Source organism: Acidovorax sp. WCS2018Noco2-16, from assembly GCF_031843945.1.
Lineage (GTDB): Bacteria > Pseudomonadota > Gammaproteobacteria > Burkholderiales > Burkholderiaceae_C > Paracidovorax.
In genome coordinates, this window is the sequence record NZ_JAVTJJ010000007.1 from 91,600 (window position 1) to 110,729 (window position 19,130).

Annotated in this window: 15 protein-coding genes; 5 read left to right on the forward strand and 10 right to left on the reverse strand. The window is 68.6% G+C overall.

The annotated features are described in order from the left end of the window. Positions 1–37 precede the first annotated feature (37 nt). Entirely contained in the window at positions 38–1,273 is a 1,236-nt protein-coding gene (locus RQI28_RS14580) for a YbfB/YjiJ family MFS transporter (RefSeq protein ID WP_311223388.1), read from the forward strand. 15 nt (positions 1,274–1,288) lie between these two features. On the opposite strand, the gene RQI28_RS14585 is transcribed toward RQI28_RS14580, so the two are convergent. The 5 genes from RQI28_RS14585 to RQI28_RS14605 all read right to left on the reverse strand — a co-directional run bounded on the left by RQI28_RS14585 (position 1,289) and on the right by RQI28_RS14605 (position 7,693). After that, positions 1,289–2,512 carry an ATP-binding protein gene (locus tag RQI28_RS14585; RefSeq protein WP_311223389.1) on the reverse strand — a complete coding sequence of 408 codons (1,224 nt, stop codon included), beginning with the start codon at positions 2,510–2,512 and terminating at the stop codon, positions 1,289–1,291. Positions 2,513–2,525: 13 nt separating this feature from the next. Beyond that, entirely contained in the window at positions 2,526–3,242 is a 717-nt protein-coding gene (locus RQI28_RS14590) for a response regulator transcription factor (RefSeq protein WP_311223390.1), read from the reverse strand. A 103-nt stretch (positions 3,243–3,345) separates the two neighbouring features. Beyond that, positions 3,346–3,912, reverse strand: coding sequence for an isochorismatase family protein (locus RQI28_RS14595; protein WP_311223391.1), 567 nt, complete (start codon positions 3,910–3,912; stop codon positions 3,346–3,348). A gap of 38 nt (positions 3,913–3,950) precedes the next feature. Then, positions 3,951–5,321, reverse strand: a complete 1,371-nt coding sequence (locus RQI28_RS14600) for an AmpG family muropeptide MFS transporter (RefSeq protein WP_311223392.1) — start codon at positions 5,319–5,321, stop codon at positions 3,951–3,953. Positions 5,322–5,473: 152 nt separating this feature from the next. After that, positions 5,474–7,693, reverse strand: a complete 2,220-nt coding sequence (locus RQI28_RS14605; RefSeq protein WP_311223393.1) for a bifunctional diguanylate cyclase/phosphodiesterase — start codon at positions 7,691–7,693, stop codon at positions 5,474–5,476. 140 nt (positions 7,694–7,833) lie between these two features. On the opposite strand from RQI28_RS14605, the gene RQI28_RS14610 reads away from it, so the two are divergent. From RQI28_RS14610 to RQI28_RS14620, 3 genes are all read left to right on the forward strand, one after another. Further along, positions 7,834–8,631 (forward strand): AraC family transcriptional regulator, encoded by a 798-nt coding sequence (locus RQI28_RS14610; RefSeq protein ID WP_311223394.1) that lies wholly within the window; start codon positions 7,834–7,836, stop codon positions 8,629–8,631. 47 nt (positions 8,632–8,678) lie between these two features. After that, positions 8,679–9,620: a DMT family transporter gene (locus RQI28_RS14615; RefSeq protein WP_404976911.1), complete on the forward strand. Its 942-nt coding sequence runs from the start codon at positions 8,679–8,681 to the stop codon at positions 9,618–9,620. Positions 9,621–9,692: 72 nt separating this feature from the next. Next, positions 9,693–10,598 carry a M48 family metallopeptidase gene (locus RQI28_RS14620; protein WP_404976912.1) on the forward strand — a complete coding sequence of 302 codons (906 nt, stop codon included), beginning with the start codon at positions 9,693–9,695 and terminating at the stop codon, positions 10,596–10,598. Positions 10,599–10,716: 118 nt separating this feature from the next. Here the strand turns inward: RQI28_RS14620 and RQI28_RS14625 are convergent, their stop codons facing one another. The 3 genes from RQI28_RS14625 to RQI28_RS14635 form a co-directional block, all read right to left on the reverse strand. Then, entirely contained in the window at positions 10,717–12,099 is a 1,383-nt protein-coding gene (locus RQI28_RS14625; protein ID WP_311223395.1) for a tripartite tricarboxylate transporter permease, read from the reverse strand. An 18-nt stretch (positions 12,100–12,117) separates the two neighbouring features. Beyond that, the gene (locus tag RQI28_RS14630) at positions 12,118–12,627 is read right to left on the reverse strand and encodes a hypothetical protein (protein ID WP_311223396.1); all 510 of its coding nucleotides are present in this window, start codon (positions 12,625–12,627) and stop codon (positions 12,118–12,120) included. 87 nt (positions 12,628–12,714) lie between these two features. Beyond that, complete coding sequence (locus RQI28_RS14635; protein WP_311223397.1) at positions 12,715–14,004, reverse strand: hydroxymethylglutaryl-CoA reductase, degradative; 1,290 nt, start codon at positions 14,002–14,004, stop codon at positions 12,715–12,717. A 117-nt stretch (positions 14,005–14,121) separates the two neighbouring features. Between RQI28_RS14635 and RQI28_RS14640 the strand changes: the two genes are divergently transcribed. Next, a complete protein-coding gene (locus RQI28_RS14640) occupies positions 14,122–15,525 on the forward strand; it encodes a PLP-dependent aminotransferase family protein (RefSeq protein WP_311223398.1) in 1,404 nt (467 codons plus the stop codon). A gap of 128 nt (positions 15,526–15,653) precedes the next feature. Here RQI28_RS14640 and RQI28_RS14645 read toward each other — a convergent pair whose 3' ends face one another. Both RQI28_RS14645 and RQI28_RS14650 read right to left on the reverse strand, forming a co-directional pair. Then, a complete protein-coding gene (locus tag RQI28_RS14645) occupies positions 15,654–16,292 on the reverse strand; it encodes an MBL fold metallo-hydrolase (RefSeq protein ID WP_311223399.1) in 639 nt (212 codons plus the stop codon). Between the two features lie 512 nt (positions 16,293–16,804). Further along, entirely contained in the window at positions 16,805–19,126 is a 2,322-nt protein-coding gene (locus RQI28_RS14650) for a TonB-dependent receptor (protein ID WP_311223400.1), read from the reverse strand. Positions 19,127–19,130: the final 4 nt, after the last annotated feature.

The following is a 19,130-nucleotide window of genomic DNA, read 5'->3' on the forward strand; positions in this document are numbered from 1 at the left end:
AATAATCTCTTGAAGAGAATAATCAATGCGCCCCGGCATGACCCCTGTTTCACCTGCTGATCGCCCGCTGGCTGTCGCCCTGGCCGGCATGGCCGCCCTCGCGGCTGCCATGGGCATCGGCCGTTTCGCCTTCACGCCCTTGCTGCCGATGATGCTGCGCGATGGCGTGGTCACCCTGGCGGGCGGCAGCTGGCTGGCCACCGTCAACTACGCCGGCTACCTGGCCGGCGCGCTCGCCTGCATGGCGCTGCCCTGGGTGGCGCCGCGCACCGCGCGGGCCTGGCAGGGCGCGCGGCTGGCGCGCTGGGGACTGGCGGCCACGGTGGTGCTGACCTGCGCCATGGCGCTGCCCGTGGCGGCAGCCTGGCCGGCGCTGCGGGGGGCGGCGGGCTTCGTCAGCGCCGTGGTGTTCCTGAACGTGTCGGCCTGGTGCATGGTGCGGCTGGTGGCGCTGGGCCAGCCGGCGTTGGGCGGGCTGATCTTCTGCGGGCCGGGGCTGGGCATCGTGCTGACCGGCCTGTCGGCCAGCGCCATGGTGGCCGCCCACTGGCAGGCGGCGGCCGGCTGGGCGGTGTTCGGGCTGCTGAGCGCCGTGCTGTGCGCGCTCGTCTGGCCTGTGGTGCGCGGCGCGGCGCAGGGCGCGCCTGCAGCCGGCGCCGTGCCCACGCAGGCAGCGCCCACTGCGCCGCCGGGCGGCCCGCCGGCGCGGGCGCTGCTGGCACTGGCGTACGGCCTGGCGGGGCTGGGCTACATCGTCACCGCCACCTTCTTGCCGGTGATTGCGCGCGGAGCGCTGGCGGCGGGCTCGCCCTGGCCCGACCTGTTCTGGCCGCTGTTCGGCGCCGGCGTGGCGCTGGGCGCGGCGCTGTCCACCCGCACCCCGGCCGCGTGGGACCGGCGCTGGCTGCTGGCCGGCTGCTATGTGGTGCAGGCCGCCGCCATCGGCCTGGGGCTGGCATGGCCGCAGGCGGCGGGCTTTGCGCTGGGCAGCCTGCTGCTGGGCCTGCCGTTCACCGCCATCACCTTCTATGCGCTGCAGGAGGCGCGGCGCCTGTGGCCGGCAGCCGGCGACAGCTTTGCCGGCCTGCTGACAGCGGCCTACGGCGTGGGCCAGATCGCCGGCCCGCCGATGGTGGCGTGGATGCTGCACCGCGCAGCCACGCCGCAGCGCGGCTTTGTCGATGGCCTGTCGGTGGCGGCCGGCGCGCTGGTGTTGGGGGCGGGGGTGCTGGTGGTGATGGCGCGGCGCTGGCCACTGGTGGCCAGGCGCTGAGCCGGAGGCGGCGCTTCAGCCGCCGCGCGGCAGGGTCAGCACGAAGCACGCGCCGTTCGCGCCGTCCGGCCGGGCGGTGCATTTCACCTCGCCGTCGTGCCGCAGGGCGATGGAGCGCACCAGCGCCAGCCCCAGGCCCACGCCGCCGGAGCGCTCGCTGGCACCCGGCAGCCGGTAGAACGGCTCGAAGATGCGTTCGCGCTGCTCGGGCGGCACGCCCGGACCCTGGTCGCACACGCTCACCTCCACCCGCTGGCCCACGCTGCGCAGCGTCACGGTGATGTCGCCCTGGCTGTAGCGGCGGGCGTTCTCCAGCAGATTGCGCAGCGCGCGGCGCAGCAGCTTGGCCACGCCGCGCACTTCCAGCGCGTCGGCTGCGGTGCCGGCGCCCGCCTGCAGTTCGGCATCCACGCGCACGCATTCCTCGGCGGCCAGGCCCATCAGGTCGACCACCTCGACGGTGCCCACGTCGGCCTCGCGCGCGTCGAGCCGGCTGGCCAGCAAGATTTCATCGACCAACTGGTCCAGCTCGGCGATGTTGCGCAAGATTTCGGCGCGAAAGCTGGGCGAGGGCGCGTCGCCCTGCATCAATTCGAGCCCCATGCGAATGCGCGTGAGCGGCGAGCGCAGCTCGTGCGATGCATTGGCCAGCAGCGACTTGTGCGACTTCACCAGCGTTTCCACACGCGCCGCCGCCGCGTTGAACTGCCGCGCCAGGTCGGCCACCTCGTCCTGCCCGCGCTCGGCCACGCGCACCGACAAATCGCCTTCGCCGAAGCGCTGCACGCCGCGCTGCAAGTGCTCCAGCCGCTGCAGCAGTCGGCGGATGATGGGGAACACGCCCACGGTCACCGCAATGCCCACCAGTGCCAGCATCCACAGAAAGCCGAAGGGCGGGCGCAGCCAGAAAGCGGCATCGCGCCGGTCGGGGCCGAGCGGGCGCTGACGCGGCGACATCTGCAAGGTGTAGGCAGCGCCGTTGTCCACGTCCAGCATGAATTCGACGCCCTCGCCCCGATCGCCCGGCCGGCGCTGGGCCTGGCCCTGCAGCACCGGCTTGCCGGCCGCGTCGCGCAGGACGAACTCACGTCCTTGCGGCAGCGCGGTGTTCTGTGCGTTGTGCTCGGCGGCAATGCGCCAGGCCAGCCCCACCAGCAGCGCAAACACGGCCACGCCGCCGACGACGGCCAGCCAGATGCGCAGGTAGAGGCGGCGTGAAAACGGGCTGACCAGGGACATGCGAGTGCGCCCTTCAGTCTTGCTGCTTGGCGAAGACGTAGCCCACGCCGCGCACCGTGAGGATGCGGCGCGGGTTCTTGGCGTCTTGCTCGATGGCGGCGCGGATGCGGCCCATGTGCACGTCGATGGAGCGGTCGAAGGCTTCCAGTTCGCGGCCGCGTACGGCCTCCATGATCTGGTCGCGCGTCAGCACCCGGCCGGCGCGCTCGGCCAGGGCGACCAGCAGGTCGAACTGGTACGAGGTGAGCTCGGTCGGCTGGCCGCCCACCGACACGGTGCGCGCGTCGCGGTCGATCTCCAGCGTGCCGAAGCGCAGCAGCTGGGGCGCCGGCCGCGCGCCGTTTTCGCGGCGGCGCAAGATGGCGCGGATGCGCGCCAGCAGCTCGCGCGGCTCGAAGGGTTTGGGCAGGTAGTCGTCCGCGCCCAGCTCCAGACCGATGATGCGGTCCATCGGGTCGCCCTTGGCGGTCAGCATCAGCACTGGCACCTGGGCGGCGCCGCCTTGCAGCGAGCGTATGCGACGGCACACCTCCAGCCCGTCCATGTCGGGCAGCATCAAGTCGAGGATCACCAGGTCGGGCAGCGTGGCGCCGCCGTCGCCCTGCAGGTGCGCCAGGCCGCTGCCGCCGTCCGCCTTGTGCGTGACCTGCAGGCCCGACTGGGCCAGGTACTCGCCCACCATTTCGGCCAGGCGGGTGTCGTCTTCGATCATCAGCAGTTGGGAACTCATGGCAGGGCGTCGGGTTGGGTTTTATGCAGAGGCTTCATGGTCGCGCCGGGGCATCTCGGTGCGTTGAAGTCTCTGTAAAGTTAGGTAAACGCCTGCCTATGCGTCAAGCGGCGGGCGGTGCGGCTGCGAAGTCAATCGATTCGGCCGGCACGGCACGAATGGGCGTGCCAAAACTCTGGAGCGACGGCAGCGTGCCGTTGTGGTGCGCGCGGATGGCGTCGGCCTTGGCATGGGGCTTGTCGTGCGTGGTGTGCGCGTTGGCGGCGATGGTGATGGGAAAGCCCAGGGCCGCAGCGCGGCGCACGGTGGTGTCCACGCAAAACTCGGTGGCGTAGCCGCAGACGACCAGCTCGGTGGCGCCGCTGGCCAGCAGTTTGTCGGACAGGTCGGTGCGCAGGAACGAGTCGGGCGTGGTCTTGCGCACGAAGGCGTCGGCCTCTTTATCTACCCGCAGGTCGCTCTGCAACTGCCAGCCGGCGCTGCCATGCACCAGCGGGCCGTCGATGCCCTCGGCGTGTTCGTGCTGCACGAAGATCACCGCCGCGCCGGCTGCGCGCGCGCGGGCGGCCAGGGCATCGATGCGGGCGATGACCGCATCGGCATCGGCCGGGCGCGGAGCGGGGTCGAACAGGGCGGACTGCGTGTCGATGATGATGAGTGCAATGGTCATGTTTTGCTATTAAAAATATAGCTATAAGCGCTTATATATCAAGCGTCAGGGGCCAATTTGACTCTGGAAGCCAGCGCCACCAGCACCAACACCGGCAAGCCCAGCAGCGCAGTGCCGACGAAGAACTCCGGGTAGCCATACGTGTCGACGAAGCGGCCCGAGAACCCGGCGATCCACTTGGGCGCCAGCAGCATCATCGAGCTGAACAGTGCGTACTGCGTGGCCGAATATTGCACGTTCGTCAGGCTCGAGAGGTAGGCGATGAACGCGGCCGATGCGATGCCGCCCGAGAGGTTGTCGGCCGACACCACCAGCATCAGCAGCGTCACGTCGTGCCCCTGCGTGCTGAGCCACGCGAACAGCAGGTTGCTGAGAGCGCTGAGCACGGCGCCCAGCATCAGCACCCGCATCACCCCCAGCCGCATGGACAGCACGCCGCCCACGAAGGCGCCGGCCAGCGTAGCCAGCACGCCGAAGATCTTGCTGACTGCCGCCACCTCGTCCTTGGTGTAGCCCATGTCCACATAGAACGGGTTGGCCATGATGCCCATCACCACGTCGCTGATGCGGTAGATGGCGATCAGCCCCAACAGCAGCGCGGCCTGCCAGCGGTATCGGCGGATAAAGTCGGCGAACGGCTCGACGAGCGCGCCGCGCAGCCATTCGGCGGCGTTGCGTGCGGGCGGCAGCGGGCGCGGCGCGGGCTCGCGCGAGAGCAGCACGGTCAGCGTGCCGACCAGCATCGACGCGGCCATGACGAGGTAGGCCACCTGCCAGGCGCCGTGCTGGTAGCTGCCGGCAGCGGCGGGCGATTCGGCCCGCGCGGCCACCCACAGCACGCCGGCGCCGGCCCAGATCATCGCCAGCCGGTAGCCCGTCTGGTAGGTGGCGGCCAGCGCGGCCTGCTTGTCGGCATCGGCCGATTCGATGCGGAAGGCGTCCAGCGCGATGTCCTGCGTGGCCGAGCCGAAGGCCACGAAGAGCGCGCACCACACCATGGGCGCCAGGGCCACGCGCGGGTCGTTGAACGCCATGCCCACCAGCCCGGTCATCACCAGCGCCTGCGACAGCAGCAGCCAACTGCGGCGGCGGCCCAGCGTGCGCGTCAGCCAGGGCAGCGGCAGCCGGTCCACCAGCGGCGCCCACATCCACTTGAAGGCATAGGCCAGGCCCACCCAGCTCAAGTAGCCGATGGTGGTGCGGTCGATGCCCGCCTCGCGCAACCAGAAGCTCAGCGTGCCCAGCACCAGCAAGAGCGGCAGCCCGGCGGCAAAGCCCAGCGCCAGCATGCGCAGGCTGGCGGGCTCCCGGTAGACGCGCAATGACTGGCGCCAAGTGCGGCGGGCTGGGGCAGTGCCGGGCTGCGCTGCGCTGGGCCGAGGGGCAGGGGGTGTGGACGTAGGGGGCATGTCGGGAGAACGGGGGCGAGCGGGCGGCGTCGTGCCCGTGGCCTGAGAGGGCCGGGGCCCGGGTGGAACGCCAGGTGTGATTGCCGGCGATTATCGGCCGGCGTTGCAGCAGACGCCGGCCAGCCTGCGCCAGCCGGGAGCCAGCGAGTTCGTCAGGCTGCGCGGACCAGCTTGAGTTGCGGCGGGGCCACCAGGACTTCTTCCACCACCTCTTCCGGCTCCGACGCGGCGCTGACGAGGAACGCGGTCGCCGCCTCGGCCGGCATGGGCCGCGCGAACAGGTAGCCCTGCAGCAGGTGGCAGCCCCAGTGCTTGAGCAGTTGGGCCTGCTGCACGGTCTCCACGCCTTCTGCGACGATCTCCAGTCCCAGGTCGAACGCCAGCCCGATGGCGGTGGCGCACACCGCCTGGCCGCGGCCGCTGAGGTCGACGTCGCGAATGAAGGACCGGTCGAGCTTGAAGGCGTGCACCGGCAGGCGCCGCAGATAGCTCAGCGACGAATAGCCGGTGCCGAAGTCGTCGATGGACAACCGCACGCCCAAGGCGCGCAACGCGGTCAGCCGCTCGGTGGCGCGTTCCAGTTGCGACATCAGCACGGATTCGGTGATCTCCAGCTCCAGGTCAGCCGGTTGCAGGCGGTGGCGGGCCAGCGTTTGCATGATGAGCGATTCGAGCGACTCGTCTTCCAGTTGGTGTACCGAGAGGTTCACCGCCATGCGCATGCCGGTATGGCCCTGCGCCTGCCACTGCGCGAGTTGCCGGCAAGCTTCGTTCAACACCCACGCACCCAGGCGGTGGATGACGCCGCTGGTTTCGGCCAGCGTGATGAACCGCAGCGGAGATATCAGCCCGCGCAACGGGTGCTGCCAACGCACCAGGGCTTCCATGCACGCCACCTGGCCGGTTTCGCCATGCACCTGCGGCTGGTAGTGCAGCACGAATTCATCGCGCTCGAGCGCCATGCGCAGCGCGTCTTCCAGCTCCATCTGTTCCTGCAGCTGGTCTTTCAGCGCGGGGGTGAAGGTCTTGAGGGGGCTACCACTGCGGCCGGTGGTCTTGGCTTCGTGAAGGGCCAGCTCTGCGGCGTCCATCACCGCCTCGGCTGTCATGCCGTCGCCCGGAAAGCGCGCTACGCCTGCGCTGGCGCGCACGTTCAGCACCTTGCCGAAGACGGCGATGGGCAGGGCGAAGGCGTTGTCCAGTTGCGCATGGCGCTGTGACACCGCATGTGGCGCCAGCCCGGTGCACACCACCGCAAAGGTAGCGCCATGGCCGCGCGCCAGCAGGTCGCGGCCCTGCACCGCCTGCTGCAGGCGGCCGGCCAGCTGGGCCAGCAGGGCGTCGCCAGCGGCATGGCCGTGGGTGGCACAAATCAGGTCGAACCGGTCGATGTCGAACACGAAAACGGCCAGCGAGGCGGCGTTGCGCTGGTGCTCGTCCAGCAGCGGGGTCAGCTGGCGCAGCAGGCCGGCGCGGTCGGTCAGGCCGGAAAAGCGGGTGTCTTCGGCGTCAGGCGCCCGGCGCGCCATGCGGCCTGCAGGGTGGGCTTGCGGCTGCTGTTGCTGCTGCGCCTGGGGCTGCGGCTGCTGTTGTTGCTGCGCGACGGAACGGCGCCTGGCGGGTGCAGCAGGTGGGCGCAGCTGCGCGGCTGAACGCTTGCGCGGACGCACTTGCAAGCGTCCCAGGTCCTGCATGACCACCCAGAGGAAGAGCACGCTCATGACCAGGAAGCCGAAGCCGGCCACATAGGGAAGCGACAGCACGCCCATGTCGGACAAGGCGGCCAACGCCGAGCTGACGGTCATCAGCCCCATGGCCAGCCACGGCAGCTTGCGCCACACACCCTCTTCGTAGCGGCCCGTGCGCAGGCGCGGCAGGCTCGCCACCATCAAACCCAGCGTCAGCAGGCGCAGCAGGTGGAACAGGGTGTCCGGCGTGCCCGACAGCAGGCGGATCGACTCGCCCCAGGGCATTTGCACCAGCCGGTCGGCGTGCAGCTGGCTGAAGCGGTAGCCATAGTCGGACGTGAAGTTGTGCGCCACGATCACCAGCGTGACGGCGGTGACCGCTGCAGTCAGCCGCAGGCGCGGCCGGCGCGACGCCAGCGATTCGAAGAAGAATGTGCACACCGGCACCACCACCAGCGACCACAGGTTCAGCCAGCGGTGTGCCTGCAGCGCGGCAGCCGAGTCGGTAGCTGAATATTGCAGGGCGTTGCCCATCTGGAACAGCGCGAAGACCACACACAGCGCACCATAGCTCCACTGGGCCCGCGGCTGCGTGCTGTGCCGAGCGAGCACGACGGAGTACCCGGCACCCATGAGCAGGAAGCCGACAGAAATCAGGTACGCCGTGACTAGGGGGCTGTCCATGGGGGCGGCGCGGGCAGGCGCGCCGATACAAAATATGACATTTGATTGTGCCCCAGATGCGGTTTTCGTGTGGCAGGGCTTTTGCCGCTCTACAGAACCTGGCGATGCCGTCCTACAGGTAGCGCGCTACCATCCCGCGAGTGACGCCCCCCGCATCCACCCCTGCCGCCTGTTCCGTGCGCGCCTACAGCGGCGAATATGCGGTGCATGCGCACGACCACGCCCAGGTGGTGTATGCGCTGGCCGGGCGCATGGAAATGGAGGTGGCCGGCCGCTCCCTCTGGGTGGACCGCGCCAGCGGCATCGTCGTGCCCGCCGGGGTGCGGCATGGCTTTCATGCCCCGCCGGGTGCCCGTTTCTGCGTGATCGACCTGCCGCAAGTCAGCGGCACCGAACGCGTGCGCCGCTTCGCCGTGCCGGCCCAGGCGCGTGGGTGGATCGACATGGCAGCGGCCATGGCTGCCGAGGCTGATGATCTGCACCCGGCTTTCATGGGGTTGGGCCTGCCCAGCGGCGTCGTTCATGCCTGGGCCGCGCAGGCGGCCGGCCCCACCCCGGCGCTGCCCCAACAACTGGACGGCCTGTTGCACGCGCCGCGGGTGCTGGCGCGGCGCGCGCTGGCACCTGAGCGGCTCGAGCAAGCCGTGCGCGCCGCGCTGCACGAGCCCTGGCCCACCGCCCGCATGGCTGCGCTGTGCCACCTGAGCGTGCAGCGCTTTCACACCCGCTGGATCGAGCTGAGCGGTGCCACGCCGCAAGCCTGGCTGCGCGGCGTGCGGCTGGACGCGGCCACCCGCTGGCTGGCGGGCGGCCGGCCGCTGGAGCGCGTGGCGCTGGCCTGCGGTTACGCCACCGGCTCGGCGCTGGCCTCGGCGCTGCGGCGCGAGCGCGGCACCGGCGCCCGCCAATTGCGCCAACGCAGCCAGCCTGCACCTTGAGCGTTGCGCGACAGTCGCGGTGCGTGCGCCGTGGCACCCTCACGGCCATGGTCGCCTCTCGCTCTTCCTCTTCCTCTGCGGCATCTTCTTCGGGCGATGCCACCCGCCACGGTGCGCGCGGCATCGCCATGGTGCTGCTGGCCGCCATGCTGTGGGGCACCACCGGTACCGCGCAAAGCCTGGGGCCGGCGGTTCTGTCGCCTTACTGGGTGGGCGCCTTGCGGTTGGCGGTGGCGGCGGTGTTCTTCGCCGCGCTGACCGGCGTTCTGCGCCAGCGCGGCGGCACGCTGGCCTGGCCGCGCGTGCTGGCGGCGGGTGCGTGCATGGCTGTTTACAACCTCAGCTTCTTTGCCGGCGTGAAGGCCAGCGGGATAGCGCTGGGCACGGCCATTGCCATCGGCAGCGGGCCCATCTGGGCGGGCCTGCTGCAAACCTTGCAGGCGCGCCGCCTGCCCGCACCGGTATGGTGGGCCGGCACGCTGCTGGGCGTGGCGGGTGGCGCGGCCATGGCGCTGGACGGCGGCGGCCCGGGCGGCCGGGGCGGCGCGTCGGCAGGCGGCATCGCCCTTTGCCTGATGTCGGGGCTGACGTATGCCGCCCACACCCTGCTGAACAAACCGCTGGTGGAGCGCGCCGGCGCCGCCACGGTCAACCTGGCCGTCTTCGGCACGGCGGCGGTGCTGTCGTTGCCTGCGGCTGCCGTGCTGGGCGGCCCGCTCGCCCTGTCGGCCGGCACGTGGGTCACCGTGGGTTACCTGGGCCTGGTGGCGACCGGGCTGGCCTACCTGCTGTTCACCAGCGCGCTGCGCTACATCTCCGGCGCCACCGGGGTCACGCTGGCGCTGGCCGAGCCGGTCACCGCCTTCGTGCTGGCGGTCGTGGTGGTGGGCGAATCGCCTTCGCTGCTGTCCGTGGCAGGGCTGGTGGCAGTGCTGTCGGGCCTGCTGATCGTGGTGTGGGCGGAGCTGCGCGCCAGCCGGCGCGGCTGAGGGCTGTGGCCTGCGCTGCGCCGGCACCGCTGCCTACACACAGGCGGTGGCGCGCCGCTAGACTCGGGCGCCATGCAAAACACCCACCTCTCTGCCGCTTCCGCTGCCGACTCGAACCCTTCCAGCGGGGACGTGTCCGGTTGCCGGCTGTGCGCACTGCGTCAGGGCCATGGTGCCTGGAACGCACGGCGCGGCTTTCTGATGGCGGCGGGCGCTGCCTTTGCCGGCCCGGCGCTGGCCCAGGTCGATGTGGGCTCGTCGTCCGCCATGCGCCAACTGGTGCCGGCCGAAGCGCTGGAGCAGGCCGCCACGCAGCAATACAGCAAGATGATGGAGCAGGCCAAGGCCCAGCGCGCCCTGGCCGGTGACACCAACCCGCAGCTGCAGAAGCTGCGCGGCATCTCGCAGCGGCTGATTCCGTTCAGTGCGCAGTGGAACAACCGCGCTACCGCATGGAAGTGGGAGGTCAACCTGATCGGCAGCAAGCAGATCAACGCCTTTTGCATGCCAGGTGGCAAGATCGCCTTCTACACCGGCATCCTCGACCAGCTGAAGCTGACCGACGACGAGTCCGCGATGATCATGGGCCACGAAATGGCCCACGCCCTGCGCGAGCACGCCCGCGCCCGCCTGGCCAAGACGCAGGCCACCAGCATGGGGCTGTCGCTGGGCGCGCAGCTGCTGGGCCTGGGCGACCTGGGCAATGCGGCGGCCAACCTGGGCACGCAATTGATCACGCTGAAATTCAGCCGAGGCGATGAGACCGAGGCCGATCTGGTGGGCCTGGAGCTGGCCGCACGCGGCGGGTTCGACCCTGACGCGTCCGTCAGCCTCTGGCGCAAGATGGGCGAGGCCAACAAGAACCAGGGCGGCCCGGCGTTCCTGTCCACCCACCCGAGCGGGCCCGACCGCATTCGCCAGCTGGAGGCCAACGTGCCCCGCGTGGAAGGGCTGTACAAGGCGGCCAAGCGCGGTTGATTTTGGGTCAAATAGGCCTCTGGCGCTTATCCATCAAGCGCTATTAGCTATAAAAGAGATAGCAAAAAACGACGGCCCACGATAGGCACGCAGCCCATCGTGGCCCATTGCAGCTTGCTTAGAACAGCTTCACGATGGCCGGCACGCTCAGCACGGCCGTGTAGTAGCCCATGAACTGCACGCCGGTGTTGAAGCCGAAGGCGCGCGACAGCAGTCCGCCCAGCAGGCCCATGGTCAAAATCACCAGCAGGCCCAGCACCTGGCCTTCCCATACGCTGATCACGATGATGAGGCCCACGAAGGTGGCGATGATGGCCTCGTGGCTGACCTTGCGCGACACAAACAGCGCTGCGCTGCGCGCGTAGTTCATGGCGAAGGGGTACGACACCACAGCCGCCAGCAGCACGGCCAGCATGCCGTAGCCCAGAAACTCCCAGTGGTTCAGCAGGTTGTGCAGGTTGTAGGTCTGGCCGGTGGCGGCATCGACGGTAAAGCGGGGCGGCGCGTTGAACAGCGGCGCGGCCGGGCCCGCGGCCACGGGGCTCAGCGGCAAGCCGAAGGCGATCAGCGGAATCAGCGCCTCGGCGATATAAGTGGCCTCGGTCACGCCGTTGCGCGCGCTCAGCACCGTCGTCAGGCGGTGGTAGGCGTGCTTGATGCGTGAACCCACCAATTCGCCCAGCACCACGGTCATGGCCACGGGGCTGAATACGAAGGTGGCGCTGGAGATGGTGGCGGTGATCAGCGTCCAGCGGGTCTGCACGCGGTCCATCACTCGCAATGGGTTGGGAAAGTAGCCCGACCAGCCCTTCACGTCCGGCGCCAGGTTGAACTGGCGCACCTTGTCGCGCAGCATGCGCTGGCGCCCGGCCGGCGCGATCACGGTGAACAGGTCGGCGATCAGCGGCCCGATGGCGATGCCCAGGAAGTAGCTGATGCTGAGCTTCACGTCGTACTTGGCCGTCAGGCTTTGCAGCGCAATGATCACCACCACGAATGGAACCAGCAGCGCCACCGAGGCCCAGCGCCCGGCCGAGAAGTAGGCGATGAGGATGGCCGCGCCCAGGAAGATCCACGGCGCGGTCTTGGTGATGGCGGCGCCGAAGGGCGCCAGCATCACGGCGAACAGCACGGCCAGCGGCACGGCAACGAAGGCCGCCACGATGGCGCCCGACACCATCTTGCGCAGGGCGATGTGGGGCACGCCCAGCTTGCGCAGCATGTTGGCATCCTGCAGCAGCGGCGTGGCCAGCGTGTCGCCCGGTATGCCCAGCAGGGCGGTGGGCACGGCGTGCGTCATGTGCTTGGCTACGGCGCCGGCCAGAAAGAACGTGAAGATGCCTGCGGGCGGCACGCCCAGCAGCACCACCAGCAGCGTGAGGGGCGCCAGCGTGGTGGTCTCGTCGGTGCCCGAAACCAGGCCGATGGCGGCGAACACCACTGCGCCCACCAGCCCCATGGCGGCGGCAACAGCGATGTCGTTGATCAGTTGGGGATCCATATCGTGCGCTCCTGGGGATCAACGTGGCGCGGTGACTGAGGCAGTCACCGATGCGGATGCCGGCGCGGCCATGGCAGCACCCGTGGACGCGTCTGAGTCCGGCTGGAGTTGCTGCTCGTGCTGCTCGAACAGCTCGTAGAGCTTCAGCTCCTTGAGCTCCTGCACCACGGCGGGCGGCAGGTCGGCAATGGAGCCCAGGCCGCCGGGTTGCGCGGCCAGCTCCTGCAGCACTTCGCGCCGCCAGGCGGGGTCGGTGGAAAGATCCTGCTCGGTCACTTCGCGCTTCGGGGGAAAGGCCCGCGCGCAGATCACGCCGGCGGTCACGCAACCCGCCAGGCCGGCCAGCATGGCGTAGGCGTGTGCCAGTTGCCGGGATTCGACGAACGTGGCGAGCCAGCGGCTGGCCAGGAAGAACCCGACCACGCTGATGCCGATGCCGATCGCGATGGACCAGGCCAGATGCCGCAGGTCGACGGTGTCGCCCCACACTTCGGCCAGCCGCCAGTGGGCGGGGTCTTTGGTTGTCATGTTGGTCTCCTGATTTGTTCTGGGTCGGTGGTGGGGCGGGACATGCAGCGCACTGGCGGCCCCACCGCCGCCAGCGCTCCGTGGGGTTCAGCCCTTGGCGCGCAGCTCCTGCAGCACTTCCAGCGCGCGATCGGTGCGCACGTCGTGCTCGTCGGCCAGGCGTCGGGCCACGGCGTCGACCTCGTCGCCCACCGCACCAGCCACCAGTGCGATGTTGCGGGCGTGCAAGGCCATGTGGCCGCGCTGGATGCCTTCGGTGGCCAGCGCGCGCAGGGCGCCCAGGTTCTGCGCCAGGCCCACGGCGGCGGCGATCTCGCCCAGCTCCTGTGCGCTCTTGACGGCCATGATCTTCAGCGCCAGGCGCGCCAGCGGGTGCGTCTTGGTGGCGCCGCCCACCAGGCCCACGGGCATGGGCAGCTCGATGGTGCCGACCAGCGCGCCGGTGCGGTCCTTCTCCCAGCGCGTGAGCGAGGTGTAGCTGCCGCTGCGGCTGGCGTAGGCGTGGGCGCCGGCTTCCACCGCGCGCCAGTCGTTGCCGGTGGCGACGATGACGGGGTCGATGCCATTCATGATGCCCTTGTTGTGGGTGGCCGCGCGGTAGGGGTCGATGGCGGCGAAGGTGTACGCGTCCAGCACGCCTTCGATGATCTCCTCGCCGCTGCGCTCCTTGGTGGCCAGCGTCTGGGCCGTCAGGCGCACGCGGGCGCGGGCCAGGCGCAGGTCGGCCAGGTTGGACAGGATGCGCAGGCGCACCGAGCCGCCCGTGATCTCTTCGACCAGCGGCGCCACCGACTCAGCCATGGTGTTCACTGTGTTGGCGCCCATGGCGTCGCGCACGTCCACGATCAGGTGCATGACGATCATCGCGCCGCGCGGCGAGTCGGGGAACACATGCACCTCGATGTCCTTGCAGCCGCCGCCAAGGCCGATCAGCACCTTGTCGCGGCTGTTGGCGCGCTCGATGATCCGCTCGCGCGCCTGCAGCACCGCAATGCGGGCGCCGTAAGGGTCGGTGATGCCCACCACCTGCACCTGCGCGCGCATCAGCGGCAGCGTGCTGGAGGTCTGAAAGCCGCCGTCAGCGCGTGCCAGCTTGGCCATGTACGACGCGGCAGCCACGATGGAGGGCTCCTCCACCGCCATCGGAATCAGCACGTCGCGCCCGTTGATCTGGAAGTTGCTGGCCACGCCCATCGGCAGCTCGAAGGTGCCGAAAACGTTCTCGATCATGCCGTCGGCCAGTGCGATGGGCAGGGCGCCCGGCTGGCGAATCAGCGCGCGGTCCTCATCGGTCAGGCCGCAGGCGTCGGCCAGAAAGTCCCAGCGCTGGGCGGGCGTGAGGGCGCGGAAGTTGGGCAAGCGCGAGTCGGCAACCATGAATGGCATCTCCTGAAGTCATGAATCTGGTCGCCGACTGTAGGCAAACTGTACCCTTTTCAAAAGGTACAGTTTGCGGGAACAGTACCATCGCAGTGCAACAAAAAGGGGGTGGCGATGGCAGATGGCAGAGGACGGTCGGCACCCATTGCCGGCAAGCTGGCGGACCTGATCGGCCAGCAGATAGCGGACGGCGTGTACCGCCCCGGCGACAAGCTGCCGTCATTGCGGGAGCTGGCGCAGTTGCATCGCTACGCCAAGAACACCATCGTGGCGGCGTTCGACCTGCTGGTCTCGCGCGGGCTGGTGGAGCCGCGCCGGGGCTCGGGTTTCTTCGTGCTGGGCCCGGCGCGCCCGGCGCAGCGGGCCGACGAGGACGCGGGACAACTGGGCCGCGCGATGGACATCGTCTGGCTGATGCGTGAGCAGCTCAAGACCGAGCCGGACGCGGTGGGCGTGGGCGATGGCTTTCCGCCCGTCGAATGGCTGGCCGACATGCGGCTGGACCGCTATCACCAGAAGGTCGTGCGCACGGGGCTGGGCTCGCTGTTCCGCTACGGCAGCCGCTACGGCTATGCGCCGCTGCGTGACAGCCTGGTGCGCAAGCTGGGCAACTTCGGCCTGCAGGCCACGCCCGGCCAACTGGTGCTGACGCACGGTGCCAACGACGCGATGGACCTGGTCATCCGCTACTTCGTGCCGCCGGGCGCCACCGTGCTGGTGGATGAGCCGGGCTACTACCCGCTGTTCGGCAAGCTCAAGCTGGCAGGTGCGCGCGTGGTCGGCGTGCCGCGCCTGGCCGACGGCCCCGACGTGGCGGCGCTGGAAGCGATCCTGCAGCAGGAGCGCCCGCGCCTTTTCTTCACCCAGTCGCTGGCGCACAACCCGACGGGTTCGGACATCACCGCTGCCAAGGCCTACAAGGTGCTGCAGCTGGCCGAGCGCCACAATTTGGTGATCGTGGAAGACGACCCGCTGGCCGACTTCAAGCCCACATCGGCCGTGCGCCTGTCCACGCTGGACCAGCTGGAGCGCACGATCTACATCGGCAGCTTTTCCAAGTCGTTCTCGGCCGCCCTGCGCGTGGGGTTCATTGCCTGCAATGGCGCGCTGGCCAGTGACCTGGCCGATCTGAAGGCGCTGATCCACGTGAGCGGCTCGGAATACTGCGAACGCATGGTGGACGTAATGCTGCGCGAGGGCCATTACGAGCGCCACCTGGTGCGCCTGCGCCAGAAGCTCGGCCAGGCCACGGCGCAGGCGCTGGCGTGGTTGGACGGCGCGGGCTGCGAGGTCTTTGCGCGCACCCCGCAAAGCCTGTACCTGTGGGTGGCGTTTCCGGGGGTGGACGACTCGCTGCGGCTGGCCGAGGCGCTCATGGCGCGCAAGGTGACCATGGCGCCAGGCCGCGTGTTCCATTCAGACGCGTCGCTGCCATCGCGCTGGTCGCGCTGCAATGTGGGCGCCATGCTTGACCCGAGATTCCCGGCGGCCGTGCGCGGGATACTGACCGCGCCCTGAAGGCTACGGCGCTGCATATTTAAGCCAAATTGGCCTCTGGCGCTTATGTATCAAGCGCTGGCAGCTATAAAAATAGTAGCAATTGCTTGACTGAGCGCTACCTGGCGCAAGGTAGCGCTCGCGCGCCCTCAGGTGTTGCCCACGTACGGATTGCTGCGCCGCTCGCGCCCGAAGGAGCTTTCCGGCCCGTGCCCGGGGATGAACACGGTCTCATCGCCCATGGGCCACAGCCGCTGCACGATGCTGTCGACCAGATGCTGGTGATTGCCCTGCGGAAAGTCGGTGCGGCCGATGCTGCCGGCGAACAGCACGTCGCCCACAAAGCAGCGCTCGATTTGCGGCGCGTGGAACACCACGTGGCCGGGCGTATGGCCCGGGCAGTGGCGCACGTGCAGCTTCTCCTGCCCGATCTGCACCGTATCGCCATCGTGCAGCCAACGCGTGGGCGTGAACGGCCTTGCGGGCGGAAAGCCGAACATCGCGCTCTGCTGCGGCAGCCCGTCGATCCAGAACTGATCGGCCGGATGCGGGCCTGTGATCGGCAGCGACTGCGCGTCGGCCAACTCACCCGCGCCGCCCGCGTGGTCGATGTGGGCGTGCGTCAGCCAGATCTGCACCAGCGACAGCCCGCGCTGCGCCACGGCCTGCAAGATGAGCGGCAGGTCGCCGCCCGGGTCGATGACGGTGGCTTGACTGGTGGCGTCGCACCAGACCAGCGAGCAGTTTTGCTGAAAGGCGGTGACGGGAATCGTGTGGTACTGGAGCATGGGGCGAGGCCTGGATGTTGTTAACAGCGGGTGGATTTTGCAAACACAGTGTGGATCTATGCACCACAGAGATGGGACTTTGCCAGCATGGACTGGACCTATCTGGCTTCCACGCCGACGCTAGTGAGGGACGTGCGTGCGTCGCGGTTCGGCGGCATCAGAGCCGGCAAGTCGGTCTGGCGGGTCTCTAACCCCAGATGGCTGCGAAATCTCTGTCGAAGCATTGCAACGAACCACCGGGCAGCGCTTGTCGTGCCGTGCCCATTGTCGTGACGGCACACGATGTGTGCTGTCGATAGATCTGAAATCCGGCCCTTTCTGAGAAAGGCTCAAGGCCACCAAGCTGTACTCAAAAGTACGGAGGACAAGGAAAGCCAGTGAGCGCTAATTGAACCCTTCATAGCCCGACATGCGTACAACCGAGTCGGCTCTCGGCACTCCTGACCCACGTGGAAACGAGGTCATTCAAACCAAGCGCTGCCGCCGATCAAACGTCTCGTCTCCGTCGGGTATCAGTAATCGACTTTGACCGTAAGTCCCCAAGTCCTCGGGGAGCCCAGGGACGCCACGTAGGCACCGTTGGCTGTGGCAGTCACCGCTTGAAAGTAGCGCTTGTCCAGAGCATTGCGCACCCAGAGTGACAGATTCCACAGCTGGCGGCCCTGTACCAGATCCCAACTGGTGGCCACATTGAACACCCCATACGAGGGGACGCGGGAATAGGTCGACGCATCCAGCGTGCCATCCTTGCCGGACTGCCAAGCGTAGGCCGCTGCTACAGCATGGGTCACGGAAGGCGACCAGCGGTAGCGGTATTCCCCCCCGGCCCTGAACATCCAGCGTGGCGCGCCGGCCACCTGGCGCCCGGACAGGCTGCAGCGTGCAGCGGGCTGCGCAATGGCCGCCTCGGGAGGGCATGGCGCATTCTCGTACCCCAGGTAGCGCGCATCGTTGAAAGACCCGTTCGACCAAAGCGTCAGCCCCCGGGACGGCCGGCCCTTGAGTTCGAGCTCGATGCCCCGCGATCTCACGTCGCCCGCGTTGGTCAGAATCTGCACGTAGTTGCCGACCCCTGCGCCGGACGGCACCAAGTAGGCTGTCTGATAGCCGTTGACCATCGCCGCGAAGAAGTTCAGGTTGACGTGCAAGCGGTCCTCCTGAAAGCGTCCCTTGAAGCCTATATCCAGGCTGTTGACCCGTTCGGGGCCGACCATCAGCGAGTCCACACCTAGCGGCCCCGGGGCCGCGCCCGGTCCCGCGAGATTGATACCGCCGGATTTTTCCCCGTGCGACAGGCTCACATATCCCAGCAGTGCGGGCTCCAACTGGTAGCTCGCGCTTAACAATCCCGACGGGCTGAACTGCCGCGTGCGCAGTGGACCGGTGTCGTAGGCGCCCAGCACCAGCGGGTTGTTCCGCAGCACCGCGGTGGCAGACGAGCCGCCGATAGAGTCACCACGGTGGATGCGGGCCTTTTTGACTTCCTCTGTGACCCTCAGCCCGGCAGTGATGTCCAGCCGATCTGTGGAGTGCCACGTGGCTTGCGAGAAAAGCGCGTAGCTTTGCGTGTCCAGTGATCCGTGGTTGATGCTGTAGGCGTTGGCAAATACCGGAGTGGGCGTACCTTGCAGCACGATATCGGCGCGTGGTCCGAAGTCGGTCCATCCCGCATTGCGGGTACGTTGCCGCAGCAGGTAGGTGCCGACAACGTAGCTGATCGGTCCGCCCGACGGGCCAGCCAGCCGCAGCTCCTGCGATATCTGTTGCTGCTGCAGTGCGCTGCCTCCTTCCACAAGAACCGGAATGTTCAGGCTGTCATTGGTGATTCTCGTAAAGCGCCAGTCGCGTGCGGCGGTGATCGATGTGATCTCGGCGCCCGAGGCCAGGCGCCAGCGTGCTTGGGCCGATAACGCGTTCTGATCGCTGCGGACGGACTCCTCCCCGTCCACGTTGATTTCGCGCCGCCTGGGATCGGTGACGATGCCCGTCGCACCGCCCGCGATAGCCCGGGCGACGGCCAGGCCGGGGCCGAGGCCATAAGTCACCGCAGTGCCGCTGCTGCCGCGCTCGCGGTGGTGCTCGCCAATAAGCCGAAGGTCAAATCCGGCGCCTTGGCGCACCAGCAGTTGTGCACGCACTCCTGATCGGTCGCTGCCCCCCAGCTTTTCGCCGTTGTAGAGGTTGGTGATCACACCGGGATCGTGGGAGTCGTACACAAGCAAGCGGCCTGCCGCGTCTTCGGCCAGGGGCCCAGACAAGATGGCTTGTGCCTGCCGCAGGCCGCGTTCTCCGGTGGACAAGCGAACGCTTCTCTCCCGCTCGAAGGTCGGCGGCTTGGTGTGCACGCTCAGCACGCCTGCAGTGGTGTTCTTGCCGAACAGCGTGCCCTGCGGCCCCCGCAGCAGGTCCACGCGCTCCACGTCCAGCAGGTCGAACGCGGCCATGCCGGCCCGGCCCAAATAAACGTTGTCTAAGTACACCCCGGTGCTCCCCTCCAGCCCATCATTGCTTGGATTGAGGCCGATACCTCGCACGGCGATAGTGAGTCGGCGCGCGTCGGGGGTGGCGATGTTGGTACTCGGCAGTTGCTGCGCCAGATCGTCAAGGCGCTGCATGCGCAACGTGTCGATCTCGCGCTCCCCAATCACCGTGACCGGTACCGGAACTGATTGCACGGCTTCTTCGTGGCCGCGGGCGTTCACGGTCATCGGTGGCAATGTCCCCCCGTCGAGCGGCTGCGCAGCCGTCATTGAGGACGTCATACAAATTGCCAGACCCCATGCGGTGGCCGAGAGGTTGAAGGTGCGGCAGATAGCGGCGGTTGATGATTTCATAGGA